General features: G+C 65.4%; 25 protein-coding genes. 13 read left to right on the top strand and 12 right to left on the bottom strand.

Annotated elements, in window-relative coordinates:
- The first annotated feature begins 118 nt into the window (after nt 1-118).
- From BJY26_RS14195 to secG, 11 genes are all read left to right on the top strand, one after another.
- Nucleotides 119-1018 (top strand): hypothetical protein, encoded by a 900-nt coding sequence (locus BJY26_RS14195; protein ID WP_179428878.1) that lies wholly within the window; start codon nt 119-121, stop codon nt 1016-1018.
- A gap of 43 nt (nt 1019-1061) precedes the next feature.
- Entirely contained in the window at nt 1062-1505 is a 444-nt protein-coding gene (locus BJY26_RS19170; protein ID WP_237248804.1) for a sulfotransferase, read from the top strand.
- Entirely contained in the window at nt 1445-1624 is a 180-nt protein-coding gene (locus BJY26_RS19745) for a sulfotransferase (protein ID WP_425326670.1), read from the top strand. Before BJY26_RS19170 ends, BJY26_RS19745 begins: the two co-directional genes overlap by 61 nt.
- 41 nt (nt 1625-1665) lie before the next feature.
- Nucleotides 1666-2550 (top strand): RNase adapter RapZ, encoded by an 885-nt coding sequence (rapZ, locus tag BJY26_RS14185; RefSeq protein WP_237248803.1) that lies wholly within the window; start codon nt 1666-1668, stop codon nt 2548-2550.
- The gene (locus BJY26_RS14180) at nt 2550-3581 is read left to right on the top strand and encodes a gluconeogenesis factor YvcK family protein (protein ID WP_179428875.1); all 1032 of its coding nucleotides are present in this window, start codon (nt 2550-2552) and stop codon (nt 3579-3581) included. The genes rapZ and BJY26_RS14180 overlap by 1 nt, the downstream gene beginning before the upstream one ends.
- Before the next feature lie 100 nt (nt 3582-3681).
- Nucleotides 3682-4665: a DNA-binding protein WhiA gene (whiA, locus tag BJY26_RS14175; RefSeq protein ID WP_179428874.1), complete on the top strand. Its 984-nt coding sequence runs from the start codon at nt 3682-3684 to the stop codon at nt 4663-4665.
- Nucleotides 4666-4746: 81 nt separating this feature from the next.
- Complete coding sequence (locus tag BJY26_RS14170; protein ID WP_179428873.1) at nt 4747-5370, top strand: superoxide dismutase; 624 nt, start codon at nt 4747-4749, stop codon at nt 5368-5370.
- A 267-nt stretch (nt 5371-5637) separates the two neighbouring features.
- Nucleotides 5638-6648 (top strand): type I glyceraldehyde-3-phosphate dehydrogenase, encoded by a 1011-nt coding sequence (gap, locus tag BJY26_RS14165; RefSeq protein ID WP_179428872.1) that lies wholly within the window; start codon nt 5638-5640, stop codon nt 6646-6648.
- A 7-nt stretch (nt 6649-6655) separates the two neighbouring features.
- Nucleotides 6656-7864: a phosphoglycerate kinase gene (locus tag BJY26_RS14160; RefSeq protein ID WP_179428871.1), complete on the top strand. Its 1209-nt coding sequence runs from the start codon at nt 6656-6658 to the stop codon at nt 7862-7864.
- Nucleotides 7865-8665 (top strand): triose-phosphate isomerase, encoded by an 801-nt coding sequence (tpiA, locus tag BJY26_RS14155; protein WP_179428870.1) that lies wholly within the window; start codon nt 7865-7867, stop codon nt 8663-8665. It abuts the gene before it with no gap.
- Nucleotides 8666-8711: 46 nt separating this feature from the next.
- Nucleotides 8712-8960 (top strand): preprotein translocase subunit SecG, encoded by a 249-nt coding sequence (gene secG, locus BJY26_RS14150; protein ID WP_179428869.1) that lies wholly within the window; start codon nt 8712-8714, stop codon nt 8958-8960.
- 37 nt (nt 8961-8997) lie between these two features.
- Here secG and pgl read toward each other — a convergent pair whose 3' ends face one another.
- From pgl to tkt, 6 genes are read right to left on the bottom strand one after another with little or no spacing between them, the layout of a single operon-like run.
- The gene (pgl, locus tag BJY26_RS14145; RefSeq protein ID WP_179428868.1) at nt 8998-9708 is read right to left on the bottom strand and encodes a 6-phosphogluconolactonase; all 711 of its coding nucleotides are present in this window, start codon (nt 9706-9708) and stop codon (nt 8998-9000) included.
- Entirely contained in the window at nt 9705-10661 is a 957-nt protein-coding gene (locus BJY26_RS14140; RefSeq protein ID WP_179428867.1) for a glucose-6-phosphate dehydrogenase assembly protein OpcA, read from the bottom strand. Before BJY26_RS14140 ends, pgl begins: the two co-directional genes overlap by 4 nt.
- Nucleotides 10658-12205 (bottom strand): glucose-6-phosphate dehydrogenase, encoded by a 1548-nt coding sequence (gene zwf, locus BJY26_RS14135; protein WP_179428866.1) that lies wholly within the window; start codon nt 12203-12205, stop codon nt 10658-10660. Before zwf ends, BJY26_RS14140 begins: the two co-directional genes overlap by 4 nt.
- On the bottom strand, nt 12202-13812 hold the full coding sequence (locus BJY26_RS14130) for a glucose-6-phosphate isomerase (RefSeq protein WP_179428865.1): 1611 nt from the start codon (nt 13810-13812) through the stop codon (nt 12202-12204). The genes zwf and BJY26_RS14130 overlap by 4 nt, the downstream gene beginning before the upstream one ends.
- Nucleotides 13813-13815: 3 nt before the next feature.
- Entirely contained in the window at nt 13816-14937 is a 1122-nt protein-coding gene (tal, locus tag BJY26_RS14125) for a transaldolase (protein WP_179428864.1), read from the bottom strand.
- Between the two features lie 57 nt (nt 14938-14994).
- Nucleotides 14995-17079: a transketolase gene (gene tkt / locus BJY26_RS14120; RefSeq protein ID WP_179428863.1), complete on the bottom strand. Its 2085-nt coding sequence runs from the start codon at nt 17077-17079 to the stop codon at nt 14995-14997.
- Nucleotides 17080-17404: 325 nt separating this feature from the next.
- Between tkt and BJY26_RS14115 the strand changes: the two genes are divergently transcribed.
- Nucleotides 17405-18337 (top strand): heme o synthase, encoded by a 933-nt coding sequence (locus tag BJY26_RS14115; protein ID WP_269151113.1) that lies wholly within the window; start codon nt 17405-17407, stop codon nt 18335-18337.
- 217 nt (nt 18338-18554) lie between these two features.
- Here BJY26_RS14115 and BJY26_RS14110 read toward each other — a convergent pair whose 3' ends face one another.
- The 6 genes from BJY26_RS14110 to BJY26_RS14085 are packed head-to-tail and all read right to left on the bottom strand — an operon-like array spanning nt 18555 to nt 23506.
- Nucleotides 18555-19445, bottom strand: coding sequence for a Sir2 family NAD-dependent protein deacetylase (locus BJY26_RS14110; protein ID WP_237248805.1), 891 nt, complete (start codon nt 19443-19445; stop codon nt 18555-18557).
- A complete protein-coding gene (locus BJY26_RS14105; RefSeq protein ID WP_179428862.1) occupies nt 19438-19935 on the bottom strand; it encodes a dihydrofolate reductase in 498 nt (165 codons plus the stop codon). Before BJY26_RS14105 ends, BJY26_RS14110 begins: the two co-directional genes overlap by 8 nt.
- Entirely contained in the window at nt 19935-20741 is an 807-nt protein-coding gene (locus tag BJY26_RS14100; RefSeq protein WP_179428861.1) for a thymidylate synthase, read from the bottom strand. Before BJY26_RS14100 ends, BJY26_RS14105 begins: the two co-directional genes overlap by 1 nt.
- Before the next feature lie 22 nt (nt 20742-20763).
- Complete coding sequence (locus BJY26_RS14095) at nt 20764-21738, bottom strand: COX15/CtaA family protein (protein WP_179428860.1); 975 nt, start codon at nt 21736-21738, stop codon at nt 20764-20766.
- The gene (locus BJY26_RS14090; RefSeq protein WP_179428859.1) at nt 21735-22544 is read right to left on the bottom strand and encodes an ABC transporter permease; all 810 of its coding nucleotides are present in this window, start codon (nt 22542-22544) and stop codon (nt 21735-21737) included. The genes BJY26_RS14095 and BJY26_RS14090 overlap by 4 nt, the downstream gene beginning before the upstream one ends.
- Entirely contained in the window at nt 22541-23506 is a 966-nt protein-coding gene (locus BJY26_RS14085) for an ABC transporter ATP-binding protein (RefSeq protein WP_179429978.1), read from the bottom strand. Before BJY26_RS14085 ends, BJY26_RS14090 begins: the two co-directional genes overlap by 4 nt.
- A 180-nt stretch (nt 23507-23686) precedes the next feature.
- Here BJY26_RS14085 and BJY26_RS14080 point away from each other — a divergent pair, with 180 nt between their 5' ends.
- Nucleotides 23687-24442, top strand: coding sequence for a helix-turn-helix transcriptional regulator (locus BJY26_RS14080; RefSeq protein WP_179428858.1), 756 nt, complete (start codon nt 23687-23689; stop codon nt 24440-24442).
- Nucleotides 24443-24502: the final 60 nt, after the last annotated feature.

The raw sequence follows: 24502 nt of genomic DNA, 5'->3' as shown, positions 1-24502 counted from the left end.
GTACCGGGAACTGGCGTCCCAAGGGATGATCACGGCCGGTAACGCCGGCTCGATCCTCCGAAAGCGCTCACGTCAGCGCCCGGACGCCGAACGAGCGATGGTGCTCAGCGGAGAGACATTGTTCCGGCGGCTGCTCGACGAGGATGTTCGGGCTCAGTTTGCGGAACTGAGGGAGAATATCGGCGCACGGAGGACGAATATTCTCTTGTTTATCCGCAACCCCGTCGAACACGCCGCATCCAGTTACCAGCAAAGCATCAAACGCAATGGGAACACAGGGTCCATGGAATCGTGGTACCGGGACGAATACGACGATCCGCACGTCGCCGCCGAGCTACTCGAAGTCTTTGCCAACAATCCGGACGTTAATCTCACGATCTTGAATTACTCGGTGTGCAAGAACGACCTGATGGAATGCGTTGCGCAGTGGCTGCAAGTCCCCGCCGAGGTTTTCGAACACCCCCCGATTGAAACAGTGAACCGATCAATGACGCACACCGAGCTCGAATTGCAGCGGGTGCTCAATCGGAAGCTTGGTAAGAGCGGGAGACTGTTATCCGATAAATTGTGCAATGAATTGCCCGACATCCGACCGGACGAGCTGTATCCGCCGGTGGCGATTCAGCAGGTGATGCTGGATAGGCTTGAAACCGCCATGGACCGGGTGGATGAGTTCGTCCCGGCGGGCCATCGCTACAGTCGCGAGATCAGAGTCGACTCGAGCGAACCTGTCGAAGGACCCATGACTATCGAGCCGCGCCAGATAGCAGTCATTGGCGAGAGCCTGGGCAACGAGATCAGTCGCCTTGAGCAATCGAAAACAGCCGAGGAAACGACGTCGGCGATCGAGTCCGCCAACAAGAAGATGTCCGAGATCCACCGCCAAACCGGCAGCGTGAACGAGAAGCTGGACGAGTTGTCGGCAACCGTCGCGGCTTTGAAAAAGCAGGTGCGGCAAATGAACAGATCGCCGTGGGCGCGCTTGAAAAGCCGTATCGCTCGCAAGATGCGCGGCTAGGATGGTGCTTGCCGGCCCTCTTGAACAGATCGGTCTCGTGACGATGAGAGCGGGAAGCCACGGCACCGGCCATTACAACTTCGCCATTAGCATCGTCGACGTGAACGAGGTGTGTTCGCCGGTACCGGGACACAAATCCGATTCGATCGCCGACGATCGGTGCGACGATGGTTCCATGCGAGTAATAGGCGCGGGTTGGGGGCGAACCGGGACGACGTCTGCTGCCGCCGCGCTGGAACTCGTCGGCTTCGGCCCCTGCTTTCAAATGCAAGATGTCTTCCGGCGACCGGAGTTCGCGGAAGTGTGGAACCGGCATCGTTCGGGGGAGTACGTCGACTGGCGGACGGAACTGCGCGAGTTCGACTCGCAGCTGTCTGGGACGAGCATTTTGGCGGCTGGGACGGCTTTCTCGACCGCAAAAACGCTATGGCGGCATACCAAAGGCACGTGGACGACGTCCGACGGAACTGTGCCGAGCAGCGTCTGATCGAATGGTCCGTCCGCGACGGCTGGGAACCGTTGTGCATAAGGCTCGGCACTGCGGTACCGGTCGTCGCGGTGCCCCACCTGAATGCGCGGATGCCACAAACCCGGCGCGTCCGGTAGGTTGGTCTTTCGAACGTATGCCGACAGATAAGGATCTTCAGATGACTCCTGCGAGCGCATCGGGCGGTCCGGAAGTGCTCATCGTCACCGGAATGTCCGGAGCCGGCCGCACCACTGCGGCAAACGTCCTGGAAGACCTGGGCTGGTACGTCGTCGACAATCTGCCGCCGCAAATGCTGCGGCCGCTTGCCGAACTCGTGGGGCGTGCCGAGGGGGCCCTGCCGAAGCTCGCCGTGGTCGTCGACGTGCGCGGCCGTGCCTTGTACCACGAGTTGGCGCCGTCGTTGAAGGAACTGCGCGAGCAGGGCGTCACCCTCCGCGTGCTCTATCTGGACACCGCCGACGACGTGCTCGTGCGCCGGTTCGAGTCGGTCCGCCGGCCGCATCCGTTGCAAGGCGACGGACGCATGCTGGACGGCATCGAAGCCGAACGCGATGCGACGTCCGAAGTGCGCGGCGTCGCCGACATCGTCATCGACACGTCCGAGATGAACGTGCACCAGCTTGCGGACGCCGTCATCAAAGCGTTCTCGGAAAACGAATCCGGCCGCATCCTGCGAGTCACGGTGATGAGTTTCGGCTTCAAATACGGGCTGCCGGTCGACGCCGATCACGTCATCGACGTACGCTTTCTGCCCAACCCGTTCTGGATTCCGTCGCTGCGGGATCTGCGCGGCACGGACCAGCCCGTCGCCGACTGGGTGCTCGGCCACGACGAAGCCGAGACCTTTCTGGACCGCTACGTGTACGCGCTCGAACCGGTGATGGACGGATACGACCGCGAGAACAGGCACTTCGTGACTTTCGCCATCGGCTGCACCGGAGGCAAACACCGGTCCGTGGCCATGGCCGTCGAACTTGCCAGACGTTTGACTTCTGCCGGCGTGACCGCGTCGGCCGTGCACCGTGATTTGGGGCGGGAATAATGCCGGGCAACAGGGTGCCGGCCCGGCCGCTGATCACCGGATTGCCGCGAGGCACGTCCGACGATCACGGCGGCCCGCACGTCGTCGCTCTCGGCGGCGGACACGGACTGTACGCGTCACTGTCGGCATTCCGGCTGATCACCGAGAACTTGACGGCCGTCGTGACGGTTGCGGACGACGGCGGCTCGTCCGGGCGCATCCGCAGCGAACTCGGCGGCCTGCCGCCCGGCGACCTGCGGATGGCGCTTGCCGCATTGTGCGATGACGACGAATGGGGCCGCACCTGGCGCGACGTCATCCAGCACCGCTTCACGTCCGAAGGTCCGCTGAACGGGCATGCGGTCGGCAACCTGCTCATCGAAGCGTTGTGGCAGTTGCTTCACGACCACGTCGACGGTCTCGACTGGATGGCAAAGCTGCTCGGGGCGCAAGGTCGCGTGCTTCCGATGTCGTCGGTGCCGTTGACGATCGAAGGCGATGTGGCGGGTCTGGACCCGGCCGACCCCGAATCGCTCAGCCTGGTCCGCGGCCAGTCCGAACTCGCCGTCACGGCCGGTGACGTCCAGCGGCTGCGGCTGGACCCTCCCGGGCCGCCGGCGCGCAGGGAAACTCTTGATTCGGTGGAGAGCGCCGACCTGATCAACCTCGGACCGGGGTCGTGGTACACGTCGGTCATGCCGCATCTGCTGGTGCCCGAGCTTGCCGCGCGCATCATCGAATCGCCGGCCGTCAAGTGCCTGACCATGAACTTGACGGCGGCCCCGGGGGAGACCGACGGGCTAAGCGTCCGCGGCCACTTGGAGGCCTTGGAGCGGCACGCTGCGGGGCTGTGCCTCGACTACGTGCTCGTCGATCCCGGCACGGTTGACGACGACGATGCGGCGCGGGCCGCCCGCGAGCTGTTCGGGGCCGAACTCGTCGTCCGGCCCATTGCGGGACGCACCCGCACCCAGCACGACACACTTCGACTCGCTGCGGCGTACCGTGATATCTGTTACGACGCGAACGTGCTCACCGAGGAGTCGTGGTAAGAGTGAAGTTCGTCCGTGCGGTGGCGTCAAACCTCGCCGCGGGGGCATAATCCATGAATAGTGATAGACCCGATTTCCCCTCCGGCAGACAGGTAACCAGATGGCCCTTACCGCGCAAGTCAAGGACGAGTTATCCCGACTCGAGGTGACGAAGAGTTCGTGCCGCAAGGCCGAGATCTCCGCGACCCTTCGCTTTGCCGGCGGCCTGCACATCATCTCCGGGTCAATCGTCATCGAAGCCGAACTGGACACCGGGTCGGCCGCCCGGCGACTGCGTGCGGAGATCTTCGACGTCTTCGGGCACCGGTCCGACATCCTCGTGATGAATGCGTCCGGCCTGCGCCGCGGTAAGCGCTACGTGGTGCGCATCGTGCGTGACGGCGAATCGCTGGCCCGTCAAACCGGGCTGCTGGACGGCCGCGGCCGTCCCGTGCGGGGCATGCCGGCACACGTTGTCAACGGGTCCATTGCGGACGCCGAAGCTGTCTGGCGCGGAGCATTCCTAGCGCACGGGTCACTGACCGAGCCGGGCCGGTCCTCGTCCATGGAAATCACCTGCCCCGGCCCCGAAGCAGCATTGGCGCTGGTCGGGGCGGCCCGTCGCCTTGACATCCCGGCCAAGGCCCGCGACGTCCGCGGCGTGGACCGGGTCGTCATCCGTGACGGTGACGGCATTTCGGCCCTGTTGACCCGGATGGGCGCCCACGATGCGGTGATGGCGTGGGAAGAGCGCCGCATGCGTCGGGAAGTTCGCGCGACCGCGAACCGGCTGGCGAATTTCGACGACGCCAACCTCCGCCGTTCGGCCCGAGCAGCGGTTGCGGCCGGCGCCCGTGTCGAACGCGCCCTTGAGATCCTCGGGGACGACGTGCCCGAGCACCTGCAGTACGCCGGCCGACTTCGTCTGGAGAACAAGCAGGCCAGCCTGGAAGAACTCGGCCAGCTGGCGGATCCGCAAATGACGAAGGACGCCGTCGCCGGCCGCATCCGCCGATTGCTGGCCATGGCCGACAAACGCGCTGCCGAACTCGGCATCGGCGGCACCGATTCAAACCTCACTCCGGATATGCTCGAAGCCGACTGATCCACGCCGGCCGCTCGCGCGTAAGGTGGGGAATGAACCCCGGCGTCAACACATCGGCCGGGCCGACCACAAGGAGGATTCGTGAGCGTATACACACTGCCCGAGCTCTCGTACGATTACGGGGCGCTTGAACCGCATATCTCCGGCAAGATCGTCGAACTGCACCACGACAAGCACCACCAGGCGTACGTGACAGGTGCCAACAATGCGTTGGAGCAGTTGGAAAGCGCGCGGGCGAACGACAGCCTCGGCAACGTCAACAAGCTGCAGAAGGATCTGGCGTTCAACCTGGCCGGCCACGTCAACCACTCGGTGTTCTGGCTGAACCAGTCCCCGGACGGCGGCGACAAGCCGACCGGTGAACTCGCCGCGGCAATCGACGACTTCTTCGGATCGTTCGATGCGTTCCGCGCACACTTCACGGCGGCCGCGCTCGGCATCCAGGGGTCCGGTTGGGCCATTCTGGCCTGGGACAGCATCGGCCAGCGCCTCATCATCGAGCAGCTTTACGATCACCAGGGAAATCTGGCCACTGCCACCATCCCGCTGCTCATGCTCGACATGTGGGAGCACGCCTTCTACCTTCAGTATCAGAACGTGAAGGGCGACTATGTGAAGGCCTACTGGAACGTCGTGGCGTGGGACGACGTCGCGAAGCGTTTCGAGGCTGCACGCACCAAGACGCAGGGCCTGATCGTTTCCTGATCGGATCTGCGCGGCGGGCCCCGGGGGAGTGATCCTCCGGGGCCCGCAATGCGTTCAAGGCCGCACAGGGAACGGGTGCGCGGAATGGCCCGCCGGACGTGGCGCATCTCATAATGTGCACGTGCCGCAAGCGCGTCGTCCCGGCCGCGATAGAGTGAATACGGTACGCGCTGCAATGTTGCATTGCGGCGTTCGCGCTGCAATGCCCAGCGCGTCGTCCATGATCACAATGCGCCGTCCACGGCGCTTAACAGGAGGTGCCTCGACGTGACAGTACGTGTCGGAATCAACGGATTCGGTCGTATCGGCCGCAATTTCTACCGAGCGGCCCGTCAGCTGAATGCCGATCTGGAAATCGTTGCCGTCAACGACTTGACCGATCCGACGTCACTGGCCCACCTGCTCGAGTTCGACTCGATCAATGGTCGGCTCGACGCCACCGTGAAGTCCACCGACGACGGAATCTCGGTCGACGGGAAGACGATCAAGGTGCTCGCCGAGCGCGATCCGGCCAAGTTGCCGTGGGGCGAACTCGGCATCGACGTCGTCGTCGAATCGACCGGCAGGTTCACCAAGGCCGAAGACGCCAAGAAGCACATCGACGGCGGCGCCAAGAAGGTCGTCATTTCGGCCCCGGCGACCGGTGACGACATCACAGTGGTGATGGGCATCAACGACGGCGATTACGATCCGGCCAAGCACACGATCATTTCGAACGCGTCGTGCACCACGAACTGCCTGGCTCCGCTCGCCAAAGTGCTCAACGACAACTTCGGCATCGAGCGCGGCCTGATGACCACCGTGCACGCCTACACCGCCGACCAGATGCTCCAGGACGGACCGCACAAGGATCCGCGCCGCGCCCGCGCCGCAGCCATCAACGTGATTCCGACGTCGACCGGCGCGGCCAAGGCCATCGGCCTGGTGCTGCCCGAGCTCAACGGCAAGCTCGACGGGTACGCGCTGCGCGTGCCGGTGCCCACCGGCTCGGTCACCGACCTGACGGCGACCGTTTCGAAGGACGTGAGCGTCGACGACGTGAACGAGGCGTACCGTCAGGCGGCCGCCGAGGGCAAGCTGAAGGGCATCCTGTCCTACAGCAACGGCGACCCGCTGGTGTCCTCGGACATCACCGGCGATCCGCATTCGTCGATCTTCGACTCAGGCCTGACCAAGGTGATCGGCGACCAGGTCAAGGTCGTCTCCTGGTACGACAACGAATGGGGCTTCTCGAACCGCCTGGTCGACCTCACCGCGCTTGTCGGCAAGGGTCTGTAAAGGCTTCATGGATACGACGAACCTGGCAGGAAAGCGCGTCCTGGTCCGCAGCGACCTGAACGTGCCGCTGGACGGCGACACCATCACGGACGCGGGCCGCATCGACGCAAGCGCACCGACTTTGCGCGCGCTTGCCGATGCCGGCGCCCGCGTCATCGTGATGGCGCACCTGGGTCGGCCGGGCGGCAAGCCCGACGACAGGTATTCGCTGCGTCCGGTGGCCGCTCGGCTCGGCACCGCGATCGGCAAGCCCGTCTCTTTTGCAGGCGACACCGTCGGCCCGGAGGCCCATCGGGCGGCCCGGGACTTGGACGACGGCGACATCGTGCTCCTGGAGAACCTGCGATTCAATCCCGGTGAGACCGCCAAGGACGACGCCGAGCGCTCGGCGTTCGCCGAAAAGCTGGCGCAGCTTGCCGACGTCTACGTGTCGGACGGATTCGGCGTGGTGCACCGTAAACAGGCGAGCGTGTACGACATTGCGCGGCTGTTGCCGTCCCGAGCAGGCTCGCTCGTCGAAAAGGAAGTCAATGTGCTCAGCACGTTGACCAAGAACCCGGATCGACCGTACGTGGTGGTGCTGGGCGGCTCGAAGGTGTCGGACAAACTCGGCGTGATCGACAATTTGCTGTCCCGTGCCGATGCATTGCTCATCGGCGGCGGAATGGTCTTCACCTTCCTGGCCGCGAGGGGCCACGCCGTCGGCAAGAGTTTGTTGGAAAGCGACCAGCTGGACGCCGTCCGCGGCTATCTCGACAAGGCCGAACGCGAAGGCGTCGAGCTGATCTTGCCGACCGACATTGAGATGGCAGCGTCGTTCGCGGCTGACGCCGAGCACGAAACCGCCCGGGTGGAAGCGCTCGAAGACACCGCCGCCGGTTCGGACGCCATTGGCTTGGATATCGGTCCGGAATCGGCGCAGGCCTTCGCCGAGAAGATTGAATCGGGTCGCACGGTCTTTTGGAACGGTCCGATGGGCGTCTTTGAATTTGACGCGTTCTCGGCGGGCACGAAGGCAGTCGCTCAGGCCCTGGCCGATGTCACGGCGAAGGGCGACGGCAGCCTGACCGTCGTCGGCGGCGGCGACTCGGCGGCTGCCGTGCGCACCCTCGGATTCGCCGACGACCGGTTCGGCCACATCTCGACGGGCGGCGGCGCGAGTTTGGAATTTTTGGAGGGCAAGGAATTGCCCGGCCTTGAAGTTTTGGAGGACTAAATGGCTACGGCACAGCGTGTTCCGCTCATCGCGGGCAACTGGAAGATGAACCTCGACCACATGCAGGCCATCTCCACGGTGCAAAAGCTCGCGTGGACGCTGGACGACGCCGGGCACGACTTCAAAAAGGTCGAGGTGGCGGTCCTTCCGCCGTTCACCGATATCCGCAGCGTGCAGACCATCGTGCACGGCGACAAGCTCGACCTGGCCTACGGCGCGCAAGACATCTCGACACAGGATTCCGGCGCGTTCACCGGCGACGTGTCGGGTGCCTTTTTGGCGCGGCTCGGCTGCAGCTATGTTGCGGTCGGACACAGCGAACGCCGCGAACATCACGGCGAGGACGACGACGTCGTACGAGCCAAGGTCGAGGCGGCCTACCGGCACGGCATCACGCCGATCCTCTGTCTCGGCGAAAACCTCGAGGTGCGTCAAAGCGGCGACCAGGTGGCACACGCCGTCGGTCAGCTGCGCGCCGCAACGTCGTCCCTGCAACCCGCCCAGGTTGAATCGCTGGTCGTGGCGTACGAGCCGATCTGGGCGATCGGCACCGGCGAGGTGGCGACTCCGGACGACGCGCAAGAAGTTGCCGAGGCATTGCGCGGCGCCGTTGCCGAGTCGTTCTCGCCCGAGCTGGCAGGTGCGGTGCGCGTGCTGTACGGCGGAAGCGTGAAGTCGTCGAACGTGGCGTCAATCATGGCGAAGCCGGACGTCGACGGCGCATTGGTCGGCGGCGCCAGCCTCGATCCGAAGGAGTTCGCGGCGATTTGCCGCTACCAGGATCACAACGTAGCGTTGTAGCGGACTCACGTACTTGTACCTCTTTAGTTTTTGACGAAGGACTCCGGTGGAAATTCTCCATATCGCACTGCTCATCGTGCTCTTGCTCACCAGCGCCTTCCTGACGCTGTTGATCCTGCTGCACAAGGGTAAGGGCGGCGGCATGTCCGACATGTTCGGCGGCGGCATGAGCTCGAACCTGGGATCGTCCGGCGTGGCCGAGCGGAATCTCAACAGGTTCACGGTGTTTGTCGCACTGGTCTGGGTGGCCACCATCATCGTGCTGGGTCTGATGACCCGGTTCGGTGCCGCCTGACCGACTGTTTTCGCCCACCCCACCCGCTCTCGGCGGGTTAGAGGTCTGCGGCGGCGGCTTCGTCCAGATACCAGCGCGTCTCGTCGCTTCCGGCCACCGAACCCGACGGTGACTCGGACGGCGTTGCCGCGCCGCCGAGTGCCCGAGCCGCTGCTGCGGCTTTCTCGGCCCCGGCGAGCACGGCCCAGACCCGCGCCGATGAATTGATCAGATCACGCGTGAACGACAGCCGGGTCGGCGGCGGCTTGGGCGAATCGTGGACGGCGATGACGCCCGACCCCGTCACGGTGACGCCGGGAAGTCCCGGGAACAAGGACGCGACATGTCCGTCCGGGCCCACACCGAGGAATGAAAGCGCGAAATTCGGCGCCTCGGACTGCACCTCTTTGCCCAACGCGGCCGCGGCGTCCTCAGCGCTGAGACCGGACTCGCTGCCGACGCACACATGCCAGCGTGACGCATGCATGAGCGCCGAGCCCGACACGGCCTTGAACGTTTGGGTGTCGTTGCGGTCCGGATGGCCCGTCGGCAGATACCGCTCGTCGCTGAACCAGAGATGCAGCCGGGAAAAGTCGAAACCGGTGAGGAGCGACGCGAGAGCTCCGGTCACGGCCGTCCCGACGCTCCCGCCGGTCAACGCGACGTCGATGCGCCCGTTGCCGGCCTCGGCCAGCACCTGGGCGGCGTCCGCCGCGGCACCGGCGATGACGGCGTCCTTATCGGGAAAGGTGCGGACGTCGGCCGTCATGCCTGGGCCTTCCCGCTCTTCTTGACCCGTTTCTTCACGGTGCTGCAGGTGCGCAGAACTTCGCCGTACACGTCGTCGGCGTCCAGCCGGCGCAGTTCCTCGGCCAGGCAGTCCTCGAGACGTCTCCGCGGCAACGAGATTTCCCGATCGGGCTGGGACGGATCGGTCAACACGGCCTCGGTGGCGGTGATGCGATCGAGAGTGATTTCGGCGTCGTCGGCGGTGATTGTCACCCCGGAGATCCGAGTGCCGCCGGGCGTTTCGACCTCATCGCGCTGCACCGGCGCATGAAGGGCGAAACCGAGCCAGGCGCCAAGCAGAATGGTGCTGGGAGAGTTGGCATGCCCGCGCACCGAAACGCCCGTGACGGGCATTCCGGGGCGCAGGTCCATAGCAGCGGCCAGCTGAGCCCGCCACGGGGTCAACCGGGTCCAGGCGAGGTCGGTGTCGCCGTCCGTGTAGGCCTTGCCCAGGCGGTCGAGCATGCTGCCGGGATTGTCGGCGGACGCGGAATCGGTGATGCGTCGTTGGGCGATGCGGCCCAGCGGGGATTCGGCCGGGACGGCGGGCGCCTTGCCCGGCCACCAGACGACCACCGGGGCGTCGGGCAGCAGTAGCGGCGTGACGAGGCTGTCGTGCACTGCCGGACTGGCCAGCGGGCCGTAGCCGCGCAGCACGATCACCTCGGATGCTCCGGCATCGCCGCCAACGCGGATTTGCGCATCAATGCGGGCCGAGCCTCGCCGGTTGCCGGCGCACATGACTATCACGCGGCACGGATGCTCGCGGGATGCCTCATTGGACGCCGCAATGGCCTCTTCCACGTTTTTCTCGCCCGTCGCGATCACGAGGGTCAGGACGCGGCCGAGCGTCACGGCGCCGCCGGCATCACGCATGCGGACGAGCGCTTTCGAGACGTCCACCATCGTGGTGGACGGCAGATCGACAATCATGGTCGCCTCCAAGTTCGGCCGTCGCGGGCCATCAAGTCGTCGGCGCCGGCCGGGCCCCAGGTGCCGGGCGCATACTGTTCGGGCTTGCCGGCGGCGGCCCAGTTCCGTTCAATGGGATCGAGGATGCGCCACGACAGTTCCACTTCCTCGTGGCGCGGGAAGAGCGGCGGTTCGCCGAGCAGCACGTCGAGAATGAGGCGTTCGTACGCCTCCGGCGACGATTCGGTGAATGCGTGACCGTAACCAAAGTCCATTGTCACGTCGCGGACTTCCATTTGGGTTCCGGGCACCTTCGACCCGAACCTGATGGTGACGCCTTCGTCCGGCTGGACGCGAATCACCAAAGCGTTCTGGCCGAGTTCGGCGGTCGACGTGGATTCGAACGGCAAATGCGGTGCCCGCTTGAAGACGACGGCGATCTCGGTCACCCGGCGTCCCAGGCGTTTGCCGGCGCGCAGATAGAACGGCACGCCCGCCCATCGGCGGGTGTCGATGTCGAGACGCAACGCGGCGAACGTCTCGGTCGTGGACGACGGGTTCATGCCTTCCTCGTCGAGGTAGCCGACGACCTTCATGCCGCCCTGCCAGCCGTCCGAGTACTGTCCGCGGGCAGTGTACGTGTCGAGATCCGCCGGCAACCGCACTGCCGACAGCACCTTTTCCTTCTCGGCCCGCAGATCCTTGGCGTTGAAGGATACCGGCTCTTCCATTGCCGTGAGCGCGAGCAGCTGCAGCAGGTGATTTTGTATCACGTCGCGTGCCGCGCCGATACCGTCGTAATAGCCGGCGCGGCTGCCGATGCCGATGTCCTCGGCCATGGTGATTTGCACATGGTCGACGTAGTTCGAGTTCCAGATCGGTTCCCACAGCTGGTTGGCGAATCGCAGCGCCAGCATGTTTTGAACGGTTTCCTTGCCCAAATAGTGGTCGATGCGAAAGATCGAATCCGGCGGGAACACCTTTTCCACCGTGTTGTTGAGCTCTTGGGCAGATTCCAGATCGTGTCCGAACGGCTTCTCGATGACGACGCGGCGCCACTGCCCGTCTTCGGAGTCGGCCAGTCCGGCCGAGGCGAGGTTGTCGCAGACGGTCGGGAAGAATTTCGGCGGTACCGACAAATAGAACGCGTGATTGCCGCCGGTGCCCTGCCGGGCGTCCAGATCGTCGAGCGTTTCACGCAGGTTCTCATAGGCCGCGGGGTCGTCGAACTCTCCGGGCACGAAACGGAAGCCCTCGCGCAGCTGGTTCCAGACGTTCTCCCGGAACGGCGTACGCGCGTGAGCCTTGACGTGCTCGTAGGCGACCTCGGCAAAGTGCTCGTGGCGCCAGTCGCGGCGGGCGAAGCCGACGACCGCGAACCCGGTCGGCAACAGACCGCGGTTGGCCAAATCGTAAATGGCCGGCAAGAGCTTCTTGCGGGCCAGGTCGCCGGTGACCCCGAAGATCACGAGGCTGGACGGACCGGCAATGCGTTGCAGGCGGCGATCGCGCGGATCGCGCAGCGGATTGCCCGTTGGGGGATTGTGATTGGCGGTGTCGCTCACCGCACCTCCCGGCTGAGTTGTTGATGGATGGTGGTGATCAAGTCGTCGATCGCGCCGTGGCGGTCGGCAAGGTGCAAACGCAACGCCGGACGCCGCCGGTCGTTCAGGACGCCGTGCGCCCCCCTGGCCAGCGCGACTTCGGCATGGCCGAACGTTCCGTTTCCGGTCGGCACGTCCACATCGGCCGCGGCGGTGAGTATCAGGACTGCACCGTTGTCTCGTCCGAGCGCAAAATAGCTGCCGAGCGCATCGAGCATGCCGCTGCCGCGTCCGACGGCGGTTTGTATGCCTGTCGCGTCGGCCACGGCATCGCGCACCCGGTCGGCGCCGTCACCGCCGCCAAGATAGGCCAGAACTCCGAGATATCCGTAATCCGGCACCTGTCGAATCAGGACGTCGAGCGCTTCGGCCGCGGTGCGAACCCCGCGGAAGTGATGCGGGTCGCCGTACACGACCGCCGCGCCGTCGGACACCAGTTCTTGCGGCTCGCCGGCGGATTCCAGCGCCACCAGCTGTTGTTCGAACGGGCCGACTCCGATCATCCGGGCGGTCACGGCCAAGGCGTACTGCCACACGAGCACTTGGGCGCCGGCCGGTCCGGCGACCGAAACGCCGAGGCCGGACGTCGGTTGCGGCGAGTCGTCCGGCTCACCCAAGAACGCGACGGTGGCGTCGGCACCGGCATCGGCGAAGCCGGGGGAGCGGACGCCGCGAACGGCGACCGGCAGCAGGCCCACGTCGGACTTCCCGGTGCTTTCGGCAATCAGCTGCGCGACCCAGCCGCTCAGCTCCGGCACGCCCGACGCGTTATCGGCCACCACCACCTTGTCCGTGTGCCGCCAATGCGCCATACCGAGCAAGGCGCCGAGTCGGAGGGCCGGGTTATCCGCCGAATCAGTCTGGAGATCGGGCTCGACGGACGCCGCGTCGGACAGCAGTCGTCGGATGTCGGCACCGGCCAAACCGGCGGCGACCAGACCGTACGGGCCGAGCGCGCCAAAGGCACCGGCGAGCGAGCCGTCGGCATCGAACGCCGCTCGGAACGTGTCGTTGCGGGCCCGCCGGCCAAGCTCCGACTGGGACGGCGCCACTGCCACGACACGCGACGGGAAATCGATCCCGGCCTCGGTCATGGTGGATTCAAAGGCGCCAAGAACCGCCGTGACCAGATCGGAGTCCGCGGACGACTGGGCGACAAGCAACGTGCGCCCGAGATCGCCGTCCAGCGCGGCTTCGATTTGCTCGGGGTCGAACCCGTCGATGACGGTGAGCGCGGTTTGCCCGGCCGCCAATCGAGCGCCCGGCGCCGTGCCGTCGTCCGCAATCAGCACGACGACATCGAGCCCCTCGGCGACCACCCGACTCCGGAGCGACTCGATGTCGGAAGCCAAGTCGGTCGCGGACGGCGCGGAGATCCACGACAGATCCGCTTCGGCGACCGGCTCGTCGCTCCACAAGGTGCGATCGGCAACCGACAGACGGCGCGCCACCCGCTCCTCGGTCAAGACGTCGACGATTTCGGCGTAGGCGTCCTGATCCGGATAACCGAAGTTCAGGCGCAAAAGCCCGTCGGCTGCGTCCGCGTCGGCCAGTGATTTCGGCGGCATATGCTACTGACCTGCGTAGCGGGCCAATTCGGACTTCACGGAATCGAGCAGTTCGTCCCAGCTGACGTCGAACTTCTTCAAGCCCTCGTCCTCAAGCTGATCCATGACCTCTTGGTACGAGATACCGGCGGTCTGCAGACCGTCGAGCACGGCATTGGAGTTCGCGTACGTGCCGGTGACGGCATCGCCGTGCAACGTGCCGTGATCGTCGAATGCCACAAGGGTCTTCTCGGGCATCGTGTTGACGACGTTCGGCGCAGTCAGTTCGGTGATGTACATCGTGTCCGGATACGAGTCGTCCTTCACGCCGGTCGACGCCCACAACGGGCGCTGCTTGAACGCGCCGGCCTCGGCCAGCACGCTCCACCGCGGGGTGTTGAAGAGCTCTTCGTAGATCTGGTAGGCCAGCCGGCAGTTGGCGAGCCCGACCTTGCCGCGCAGTTCCTTCACGGCGCCGTCATCGGAGGCGTCAATCCGCTTGTCCACCTCGGTGTCCACGCGGGAGATGAAGATGGAAGCGACCGAGTGGATCTTCGACAGGTCCAGGCCGTTCTCCTTGGCCTTTTCCAGCCCGGCCAAATAGGCCTCCGCCACCTTGCGGTAGCGATCCAGCGCGAAAATCAGCGTGACGTTGACGTTCACGCCCTGCGCAATGGACTCGGTGATGGCCGGTAGACCCTCGACGGTGGCCGGGATCTTGACGAACACGTTGCTGCGTCCGACCTTGTCCCACAGCTGCTTGGCCATGGCGATGGTCCCATCGGTGTCGCGGGCCAGTTTGGGCGACACCTCGATCGACACCTTGCCGTCCTCGCCGTCGGTGGCCGCTGCCACGTCGCTGAAGACGTCGCAGGCGTCCGCAACGTCCTTGGTCGTGATTTCGAAGACCGCGTCGTCGACATCGGTGCCGGCTGCAGCGAGCTCGCGCACCTGGTCGGTGTACGCCTCGCCATCCGAGAGTGCCTTGGCGAAGATCGTGGGGTTCGTCGTGACCCCGACGACGTGCCGATTGTCGATCAGATCCCGGAGCCCGCCGGACTTGATGCGCTCACGCGACAAGTCGTCGAGCCAGATGGACACGCCTTCGGCGCTCAGGGCGCCGAGTGGAGTGGTGTTGTCGTTCATGATTACTTCTCCTTCGTAGAAGCTTGTGCCGACGCTGGGTGCAGCGGGCCGCGGGCGCTAGGCACCCGCCGCGGCGATGGACTCGCGGGCCGCCGAGGTCACGGCGTCGGCAGTAATACCGAATTCGCGGTAGAGCGTCTTGTAATCGGCCGAGGCGCCGAAGTGTTCGAGCGACACGGCGCGTCCGGCATCGCCGAGGTACCGGTGCCAGCTCATGGCGATACCGGCTTCGACCGACACCCGGGCTCTGACGGAGGCCGGTAGTACTTTCTCCCGGTATTCGGCCGGCTGCGCGTTGAACCATTCCTGGCACGGCACCGACACGACGCGGGCCGGCACCCCGTCGGACTGCAGTTCCTTTTGCGCTTCGACGGCAAGCTGCACTTCGGAGCCGCTGGCCAGCAAAATGACCTGCGGCGTGCCTCCTTGGGCTTCCGACAAGATGTACGCACCGCGGGCGACGCCCTCGGCCGATGCGTACACGTCTCTGTCGAACGTCGGGAGCGCTTGCCGCGACAGCGCCAGCCCGGCGGGACGGTCGTTGTTTTCCAAGACCGTGCGCCAGGCCACGACCGTCTCATTGGCGTCGGCGGGGCGGACGACGTCCAGGCCCGGGATGGCGCGCAACGCGGAGAGATGCTCGACGGGCTGGTGCGTCGGACCGTCCTCGCCCAGGCCGATCGAGTCGTGAGTCCAGACGAACGTGACGGGGAGTTCCTGCAAGGCCGCCAACCGGACCGCGGCTCGCTGATAGTCGCTGAAGACCAGAAACGTGCCGGCATACGGCCGGGTGGGCCCGTGCAAGGCGATGCCGTTCGCGATCAGCCCGGCCGCGAACTCGCGGATGCCGAAGTGCATGGTGCGGCCGTACAAGCTGCCCGTGAACTTCTTCGATGACCGGTCCTCGGGGATGAAGCTCGGCTCACCCTCAATGGTGGTGTTGTTGGAGCCGGCGAGGTCGGCGGATCCGCCCCACAGCTCCGGCAGGACTCCGGCGATCGCGTTGATGATCTTGCCGGACGCCGCACGCGTCGCCATGCCCTTCTGCTCGTCGGCCTCGAAGACCGGCAGGGCCTTTTCCCACCCCGGGGTCAGTTCGCGGCGGCTGAGCCTGTCCAAAAGTGCGGCACGTTCGGGGTTCGAATCGCGCCAGCCGCGGTAGGAGTCGTCCCATTCGGCGTGCGCGGCCTTTCCGCGCTCGATGACGCCGCGGGCGTGGGCCAGCACGGCGTCGTCCACCTGGAACGTCTTGTCCGGGTCGAACCCGAGTACCTTCTTTGTCGCGGCCACTTCGTCGTCGCCGAGGGCGGCGCCGTGAGCCGCGCCGGTGTTCTGCAGCGTCGGCGCCGGCCAGCCGATGATTGTGGACAAGCGGATGAACGAGGGCCGGTCCGTGACGGCTTTGGCGTTCTCGATGGCGTCGAGGAGCGCCTGCGGGTCCTCCCGATAGGTGCCGCCGGCCGTGAAGTCGACGTGCTGGACGTGCCAGTCGTACGCCTCGTACCGGCGCATGGTGTCCTCGGTGAAGGCGATCGACGTGCCGTCCTCGATGGAAATCCGGTTGTCGTCCCAGATGACTATGAGGTTGCCGAGCTCTTGCGTGCCGGCCAGGGAGCTTGCCTCGCTGGAGACGCCTTCTTGAAGATCGCCGTCGGAGGCGATGACGTAGATGAAATGATCGAACGGCGACTGGCCGGCCGGGGCATCCGGGTCGAACAGGCCGCGCTCACGGCGCGAGGCGAACGCCATGCCGACCGCCGAAGCCAGACCGGAGCCGAGCGGGCCGGTCGTGATCTCGACGCCGTCGGTCAGGCCGTGTTCGGGGTGTCCCGGCGTGAGCGAGTCCCATTGGCGCAGGCTCTTCAGGTCGTCGAGTTCGAGGCCGTAGCCGGAGAGGTACAGCTGGATGTACTGCGTCAGCGAGCTGTGCCCGCAGGACAGCACGAAGCGATCGCGGCCGAGCCATTGCGGATCGGACGGGTCATGGCGCATCACGTTCTGGTAGAGCAGATAAGCAGCGGGGGCCAGGCTCATCGCCGTGCCCGGGTGGCCGTTACCGGTCTTTTGCACGGCGTCAGCGGCCAGCACTCGAACGGTGTCGACGGCTCGATGGTCGGTGTCCGACCAGTTCAGATCTGCCATTTTCGTCTGTTACCTCTTTCTCTGGCCCGCAGCAGGGCCCTGGAAGGCTGTCAGTTCCGGCAAATTCACCCTACAGTTTTTGCGCGCGCTTGTGCAGATCGGTCCGCTGTCTGACATCTCACGACATTTCTGCGGAAGTGCCGTACCTCTCCGCGCGACGCCGGTCCGGTCGCGATACTATGGGAGAGTTCATCTACGGCGTGTAGAACACGCAACCCCGTGCGCTGACCAGCGCGTGCTCGATCGACGAGGGAGAAGAGTGACGGCCACCGATCCGGACGCCCGTAAGGACGCGTCGCCTTCCGGCAAGCTAGCAGGCGACCAGCTGCCCGGCGAACTCCACCCCGGCCGGAGCGGTCACAAGCGCTCCACCGTGATGGCCTATGTGTCGCTGACGAAGCCGCGCGTCATGGAGCTTTTGCTTGTCACGACGGCCCCGGTGATGTTCCTGGCCGAAGGCGGACTGCCGCCGCTGTGGCTTCTCGTGGCCACTCTTGTCGGCGGAGCGATGGCGGCCGGATCGGCCGGTGCGTTGAATTGCTATTACGACCGCGACATCGATGCCGTGATGCACCGGACGGAGAACCGGCCGCTCGTCACGGGTGAGGTCAGCCCGCGCGGCGCGCTGATCTTTGCTCTCGTGTTGGGCATCGGCTCGATAGTGTGGCTGGGCGGATTCACCAACTGGGTGGCCGCGGGCCTGACGGCGATCGCCATCGGCTTTTACGCGGTCATCTACACCATGATCCTGAAACGGCGTACCCGGCAGAACATCGTCTGGGGCGGCGCTGCCGGCTGCATGCCGGTGCTGATCGGATGGTCGGCGGTCACGGGCGGACTCAGCTGGGAGCCGGTGCTGTTGTTCCTGGTGATCTTCTTTTGGACGCCGCCGCACTACTGGCCGCTGGCGATCAAATACCGCGCCGACTACGAGGCCGCCGAGGTGCCGATGCTCCCGGTTGTCGCACCGTCGCGCACCGTCAGCCGTCAGGTGCTCTTGTACGCGTGGGCAATGGTGGCATCGTCACTGGTTCTCGTGCCGGTCGGACACATGGACGTCGTCTATACGGCCACCGCCGTCGCGGTCGGTGCCTGGTTCTTGATCCAATGCCACCAGCTGCAGCGGCAGGTGGGCACGCAGGGATTCGAAGAACGTATCTCGGGGCCGGCCATGAAGCTGTTCCACGGTTCGATCACGTATCTGTCGATCTTGTTCGTGGCAATTGCCGTCGATCCGTTCGTCCACCTCTGGAGCTGACCGTCCCTTTTCCGTTCCCTCCCGCCGAGTGGTGGCGAATGGTTGTCCGCCTTCCTCGAGTGGTGGCGAATGGCTGCGAAATCGACGATTTCGCAGCCATTCGCCACCACTCGGCGCGGGGTGAGGGCCAGTTGCCACCACTCGGCGAGGACCATTCGCCACCACTCGGGCTGAGCGGTACGAGGGCGCGCGGAAAGTGTGGGGTGTAAGCGCCCGGTCACGCGGCGAAGCGTGACAAGAATTCGGCAACCCCTGCATCGAGATGCAGATCGGCCCGGTCGCCGGCTCGGGTGGGCCCGTCATTCACCACGACGACCGGCAGACCGCGTTTGCGGGCATCGATGACAAACCTCAAGCCGCTCATCACGGCGAGCGACGACCCCAGCACCAGGACGCTTGCCGACCGCGCCAACTGCGCATACGCGGCGTCCACGCGGTCGCGGGGCACCGACTCGCCGAAAAAGACCACGTCGGGCTTCAGGACGCCGCCGCTGACCGGACACGGCACCAGGTGGAAATCATCGGAATTGTCCAGTTCCGCATCGCCGTCCGGCGCTGAATCGATATCGGCGAGCAACTGCGGCAATCGGTCGGCGTAATGCGGATTGGCCTCGGCCAACCATTGCTGCACCAGGTCCCTGTCGAAGGTCGTGCCGCATTCCAGGCACACGACGCGATCGAGTCGGCCGTGCAGGTCCACGACATTCGTCGACCCTGCTTCCTCGTGCAGACCGTCCACATTTTGCGTGACGACGCCGGTGAGCCGGTGGGCCATCGCCGCCACTGCGAAATGTCCGGCGTTCGGCGTGGCCTTGTCGAATCGCGACCAGCCGACGAAGCTCCTGGCCCAGTAGCGTGCACGCGCCGACTCGGAGGCCGTAAATTGTTGATACGTCATCGGGTTGCGTGGGGGAGAACCGGGTCCGCGGTAGTCGGGGATACCCGAATCGGTGCTCATCCCGGCGCCCGTCAACGTAAAGATCGGCGCGGTCAGCAGCTCGGACGCCGCCCGAATTTCGCCGTCGTCCGGCACACGGTGGCGCGGCGCAGGCTTCCGGCGCGCCGAAGCCCGTGGAGCGGCGCGGCCGGATTCCGTTCCCTCAGGCACGGGCATAGTCGAGGATTCGGTACTTCAGGCCCGTCTTCGAAGCGTGCCATCCGTCGCCGGGATCGACTCGGACGACAGTCCACTCGGCGCCGATCACGGGAGCAAAGGTATCGCCCTCGACGGACGTGTCGATCTCCGTGACCAACACCCGGTCGGCCCGCGGCAGCGCTTCACGGAACAACTCGGCGCCGCCGAGCACCCAGACGTCCTCGGCGCCGGTCAGCCGCAACGCGTCGTCCAGCGATCCGGCGGCTTCCCCGCCGGCGGCGTTCACGGCTTCCGCGGCCGTCCGGGTAATGACGATATTGCGCCGGCCGGGCAGCGGTCGGAAACGGTCGGGGAACGACTCCCACGTGCGTCTGCCCATGACGACCGGATTACCGAGCGTCGATGATTTGAAATGCGCCAGATCCTCGGGCAGGTACCAGGGCATGACGCCGTCCTTGCCGATGACTCGGTCCGCGGCCTGCGCCCAGATCAGCCCGAGCATTACACCGCCACCGGCGCCTTGATCCCGGGATGATGCCGGTAATCGGCGATGGTGAAGTCGTCGTATTCGTATCCGAAGATCGAATCCGGCGTGCGTTGCAGCGTCAGCCGGGGGAGCGGGTACGGCTCGCGGCTGAGCTGCAAGCGCACCTGGTCGACGTGATTGTCGTAAATGTGACAATCGCCTCCGGTCCACACGAAATCACCGACGTCGACACCGACTTGCGCGGCAACCATATGCGTGAGGAAGGCGTAGCTGGCGATATTGAACGGCACGCCCAGGAACATGTCCGCGCTGCGTTGATAAAGCTGGCACGACAGCTTGCCGTCCGCCACATAGAACTGGAAGAACGCGTGGCACGGCGGCAAAGCCATGTCGTCCAGATCCGCCACGTTCCACGCCGACACGAGATGCCGCCGCGAGTCCGGATTGGACTTCAACGATTCCACGACCCGGCTGATCTGATCGATGTGCCCGCCGTCGGGCGTCGGCCACGACCGCCACTGCACCCCGTAGACCGGTCCGAGGTCGCCGTCGGCATCCGCCCATTCGTTCCAAATGCTCACGCCGCGTTCTTGCAGCCAGCGCGCATTCGAATCGCCGCGCAGGAACCACAGCAACTCGTACAACACCGATTTCACGTGCACGCGCTTGGTCGTGATCAGCGGAAAGCCCCGGGACAGGTCGTACCGCAACTGGCGACCGAAGACGCTGCGGGTGCCGGTGCCGGTGCGATCGGACTTCGCCGCGCCGTGCTGGAGGACGTCTGAGAGCAGATCTTCGTACGGGGTATCCACGCTTCTCATCGTAAGGGAACGGGGGCGGCGATTACGGCAGCGGCGGGCGCGAGCGCATCGAATCCCACGCGGCTGCGACGGCTGCCAGGATCACTGTCGCCCCGAACACGTGAATTGCGACAAGGCTCACCGGGACGGCCATGTACGACTGCACGACGCCGATGATTCCCTGTCCGAGCTCCGCCATCAAGACGATTGTGAGCGCCACGGTGGTTTCGGAGATGTCCGGCAGCGAGTCGTTGCCGGAGCGGTCGGCAAATCGCTTGTCCTCATGCCTGCTGACCAGCAGAGCTGCAATGGTGGCCGCGACCAGCAGTCCGACGGGGATCGCATGCATCCACGTGGCCACGAGCGGATCAATGCCGTTCCGGACGGCGTCCCGCGCACCGGCGTGCGGGCCCGCGCCCGTCACGACGGTGCCGAGATAAATGGTGACGGCGGCCAGCGCGACGACCACCCACCCGAGCCTTCCGAGAATCGGCGAGACGCCAAGTGTCGACTTGCCGCCGGCGTCCTTGGTCCGGCGCACCAACAAGGTCGCGGCGGACACCAACGCCGCCGAGACCAGGAAGTGCACGTTGACCACCCACGGGTTCAAATGCGTGAGCACCGTCAATCCGCCGATGACTGCCTGCAGCGGAATGATGGCCAGGAGCGAGATCGACAGCCACCATAGGTCGCGGCGGGTGCGGCGCAGATTCCACAACGACACAAGCAGCGCCAGTGCGATCGCCACCAGTATGAAGTTCAGGGTGCGATTGCCGAACTCGATGATGCCGTGAATGCCCATTTCGGGGGTGTTCGTCAGCGAATCGGCGGTGCACCGCGGCCACGTCGGGCAGCCGAGCCCGGACCCGGTCAATCGCACGGCGGCGCCGGTGACCACGAGTGCGGCTTGCGAGATCAGCGAAGCCCACGCCAGCACGCGGATGCGCTTGTCGATGGAATGCGGCAGCCACCCGGCGGACCCGGTCATTCGGCGTTCCGTGGTCTGCTGCGTCGTCATGAGCCCCATTTAAACCATTTCATCGTTGCGGCGCCCGCCAGCACCGTCCATACACCCAGGATAATGAACGCCGGCAAATCGTAGTGGCCGTCCGTTGCCGCACGCAGCGCGTCGCCGATCGCCCCGGACGGCAACAGCCGGACGAATGCGTCGGTGCCGGACGACGCCGGCAATACCAGTCCGCCGCCGGCCAAGAGCAGCACCCAGATGAGGTTGGCCCCGGCCAGCGTGGCCTCGGCACGCAGCGTCCCGGCCACCAACAGCCCCAATGCCACGAATGCCGCGCTGCCCAGCAGCATGCCGAGCAGGCCCGGAACGATCATCGACCCTGCCGGACGCCAGCCGAGCAGGCAGGCGATGATGCCCAGCACGACCAGTTGGACGACCTCGACGGCGAAAACGCTGACAATCTTGCCGCCCAGCAGGCCGGACCTGCCGAGCGGCGTCGTCGCAAGGAGGCGCAGGACGCCGTAGCGCCTGTCGAATCCGGTGGCGATGGCTTGACCCGTGAACGCCGATGAGACGACGCTGAGCGCTATCACTCCGGGAAACGCGAAGTCGACGGGGGGACGGCCGTGCAGATCGACGCCGAACGCGTCAAGGATCGGGAACGCCGACAGGCCGATCAAGATCAGGATGGGCAGCACCATCGACAACAGCAATTGTTCGCCGTGGCGAAGAGTGAGCTTCGTCTCGAAGGCGGCTTGAGCACCGATACGCCGCCACGTCGCAGCCGGTTGCGGCAACGGGCCGGTTGCGGAGTCCGGGCCGTGCGCGGCGTCCGGCACTGCGGAATTCACTGTCATCGCAGGCTCCTTCCGGTGAGCTCGAGGAAGACGTCTTCGAGCGAGCGCCGCCCTACGGTCAGTGAGCTGAGCAGGATGCCGTTCGATTGGCACCAGTACGCGATCGCCGCCACCAGCTCGGGGGTGATCGGCCCGCGAACCTGATAGCGTTCCTGCCCGGCGCTCTCCACGACGAGCGCCGGATCGACCTTGTCGTGCAAGAGCTCCTCGAGCCGGCCCACGTGCACGGGGGTGCGGGAGGCGAATTTGATGTACGTCGCTTCGGTGCCGTATTCGTCGTTCCGGGTCAGTTCGGCCGGTGTTCCCGAGGCTACGACGATGCCCTTGTCGATGATGTACACGTGGTCGGCCAGCCGCTCGGCGTCTTCCATCATATGCGTTGTCAGGACGACCGCCACCGAGCTGGAGCGCAGTTGCTCGATCAGCTCCCATACGGCCAGCCGGGCCTGCGGGTCGAGACCGGCGCTCGGCTCGTCGAGAAACACCAGCCGCGGCCGGCCGATCAGCGCCGCCGCCAGTGCGACTCGCTGGCGTTGACCTCCGGAAAGTCGGCGGATCGTGCGATCGGTGAATTCGGTGATGCCGAGTTGTTCGGCAAGACGGTCGACGTTCCGCGGGTTCCGGTACATCCGTGACATGTGCGTGAGCACTTCCAGCGGGCGGGCTCCCATCGGCAGTCCGCCGTCTTGCAACATCACGCCGACCCCCGCGCGCACTTCGCCCCGATGGCGCACGGGGTCCAGTCCCAACACGGTGATGGAGCCGGCGTCGAAATCCTTCAAGCCGACACAGCATTCGATGGTCGTCGACTTGCCGGCGCCGTTCGGTCCGAGCACAGCCGTGATCTCGCCGGGGCGCGCTTGCAGATCCACGCCGGCCAGCGCGACCTTGTCGCCGTAGCTCTTGGTGAGTCCGGCGATGTCAAGGGCAACTGAGGTTTTCGCGGTCATGACGGATGGCATCGGCACCGTGCCAGTCTAATTCCGCATTCTACGAGCCGTCGAATTGGCCGGGGGTTTCGAGCGGGGAGGGTGCGAACGAAGACGGCGCGTTAGGGTGACCTTTATTTACAAGCGCCGACATTTACGTCACAGTTGTGTTGTGAATATACTTGCGCCGCATTGCGGAAGGAGGCGCACCGGATGAACGCGACAACCGCCCCGGACGAAGCGTCGCCGACGTCCGCATGGGGCCACGACGAAGCCAGGACGCGGCACCGCGTGCTGGCCGCCGTGCTGGCAGGCGGGCCGATCAGCGCTTCCCGGCTGGCAAGCGAACTCGGGCTGACCGCGGCCGCCATTCGCCGGCATCTCGACGGCCTGCACGAGGCCGGGCAGATCGATGTGCGCTCGACGACCGAAAAAGACGGCAAACGCGGCCGTCCGGCCCGGCTGTACGTGGTGACGAACGACGGCCATTCGCAACTCGACAATGCCTACGACGAGATCGCCAGCGACGCATTGACGTTTTTGGGCGAAGTCGCGGGCACGACTGCTGTTGCCGAATTCGCCGCCCGGCGCGCCGACCGGATGGAAAGGAAATACCAGCCGCTCATCGATGCGGCTGGACCCGAGACCACGGATCGGGCCGCCGCCCTGGCGTCCGCGTTGACCGAAGACGGCTACGTCTCGTCGTCCTCGACGGTGGCTGCGGGAACATCGATCGAGTCCGTGCAGTTATGCCAAGGACATTGCCCCGTACAACACGTGGCCACCGATTTCCCGCAATTGTGCGAGGCCGAACTTCAAGCCTTCGCCAATTTGCTGGACGTCGACGTTCGACGCCTGTCGACGCTGGCGTCCGGCGGGCACGTGTGCACGACCCATATTCCTACGACCCATGAGGGCCGCGGTCATAAGCCGGCGGCCAACGACGCACGTCGAAGTAAGAAGGAGTGACGGAATTGACCGATATAGTCGAAGGTCAGCCTGCTGAAGCGAATCCGATTCTGGAAGCCA

This window comes from Spelaeicoccus albus, from assembly GCF_013409065.1.
GTDB lineage: Bacteria > Actinomycetota > Actinomycetes > Actinomycetales > Brevibacteriaceae > Spelaeicoccus > Spelaeicoccus albus.
This window is presented reverse-complemented; position numbering and strand designations above follow the sequence as displayed.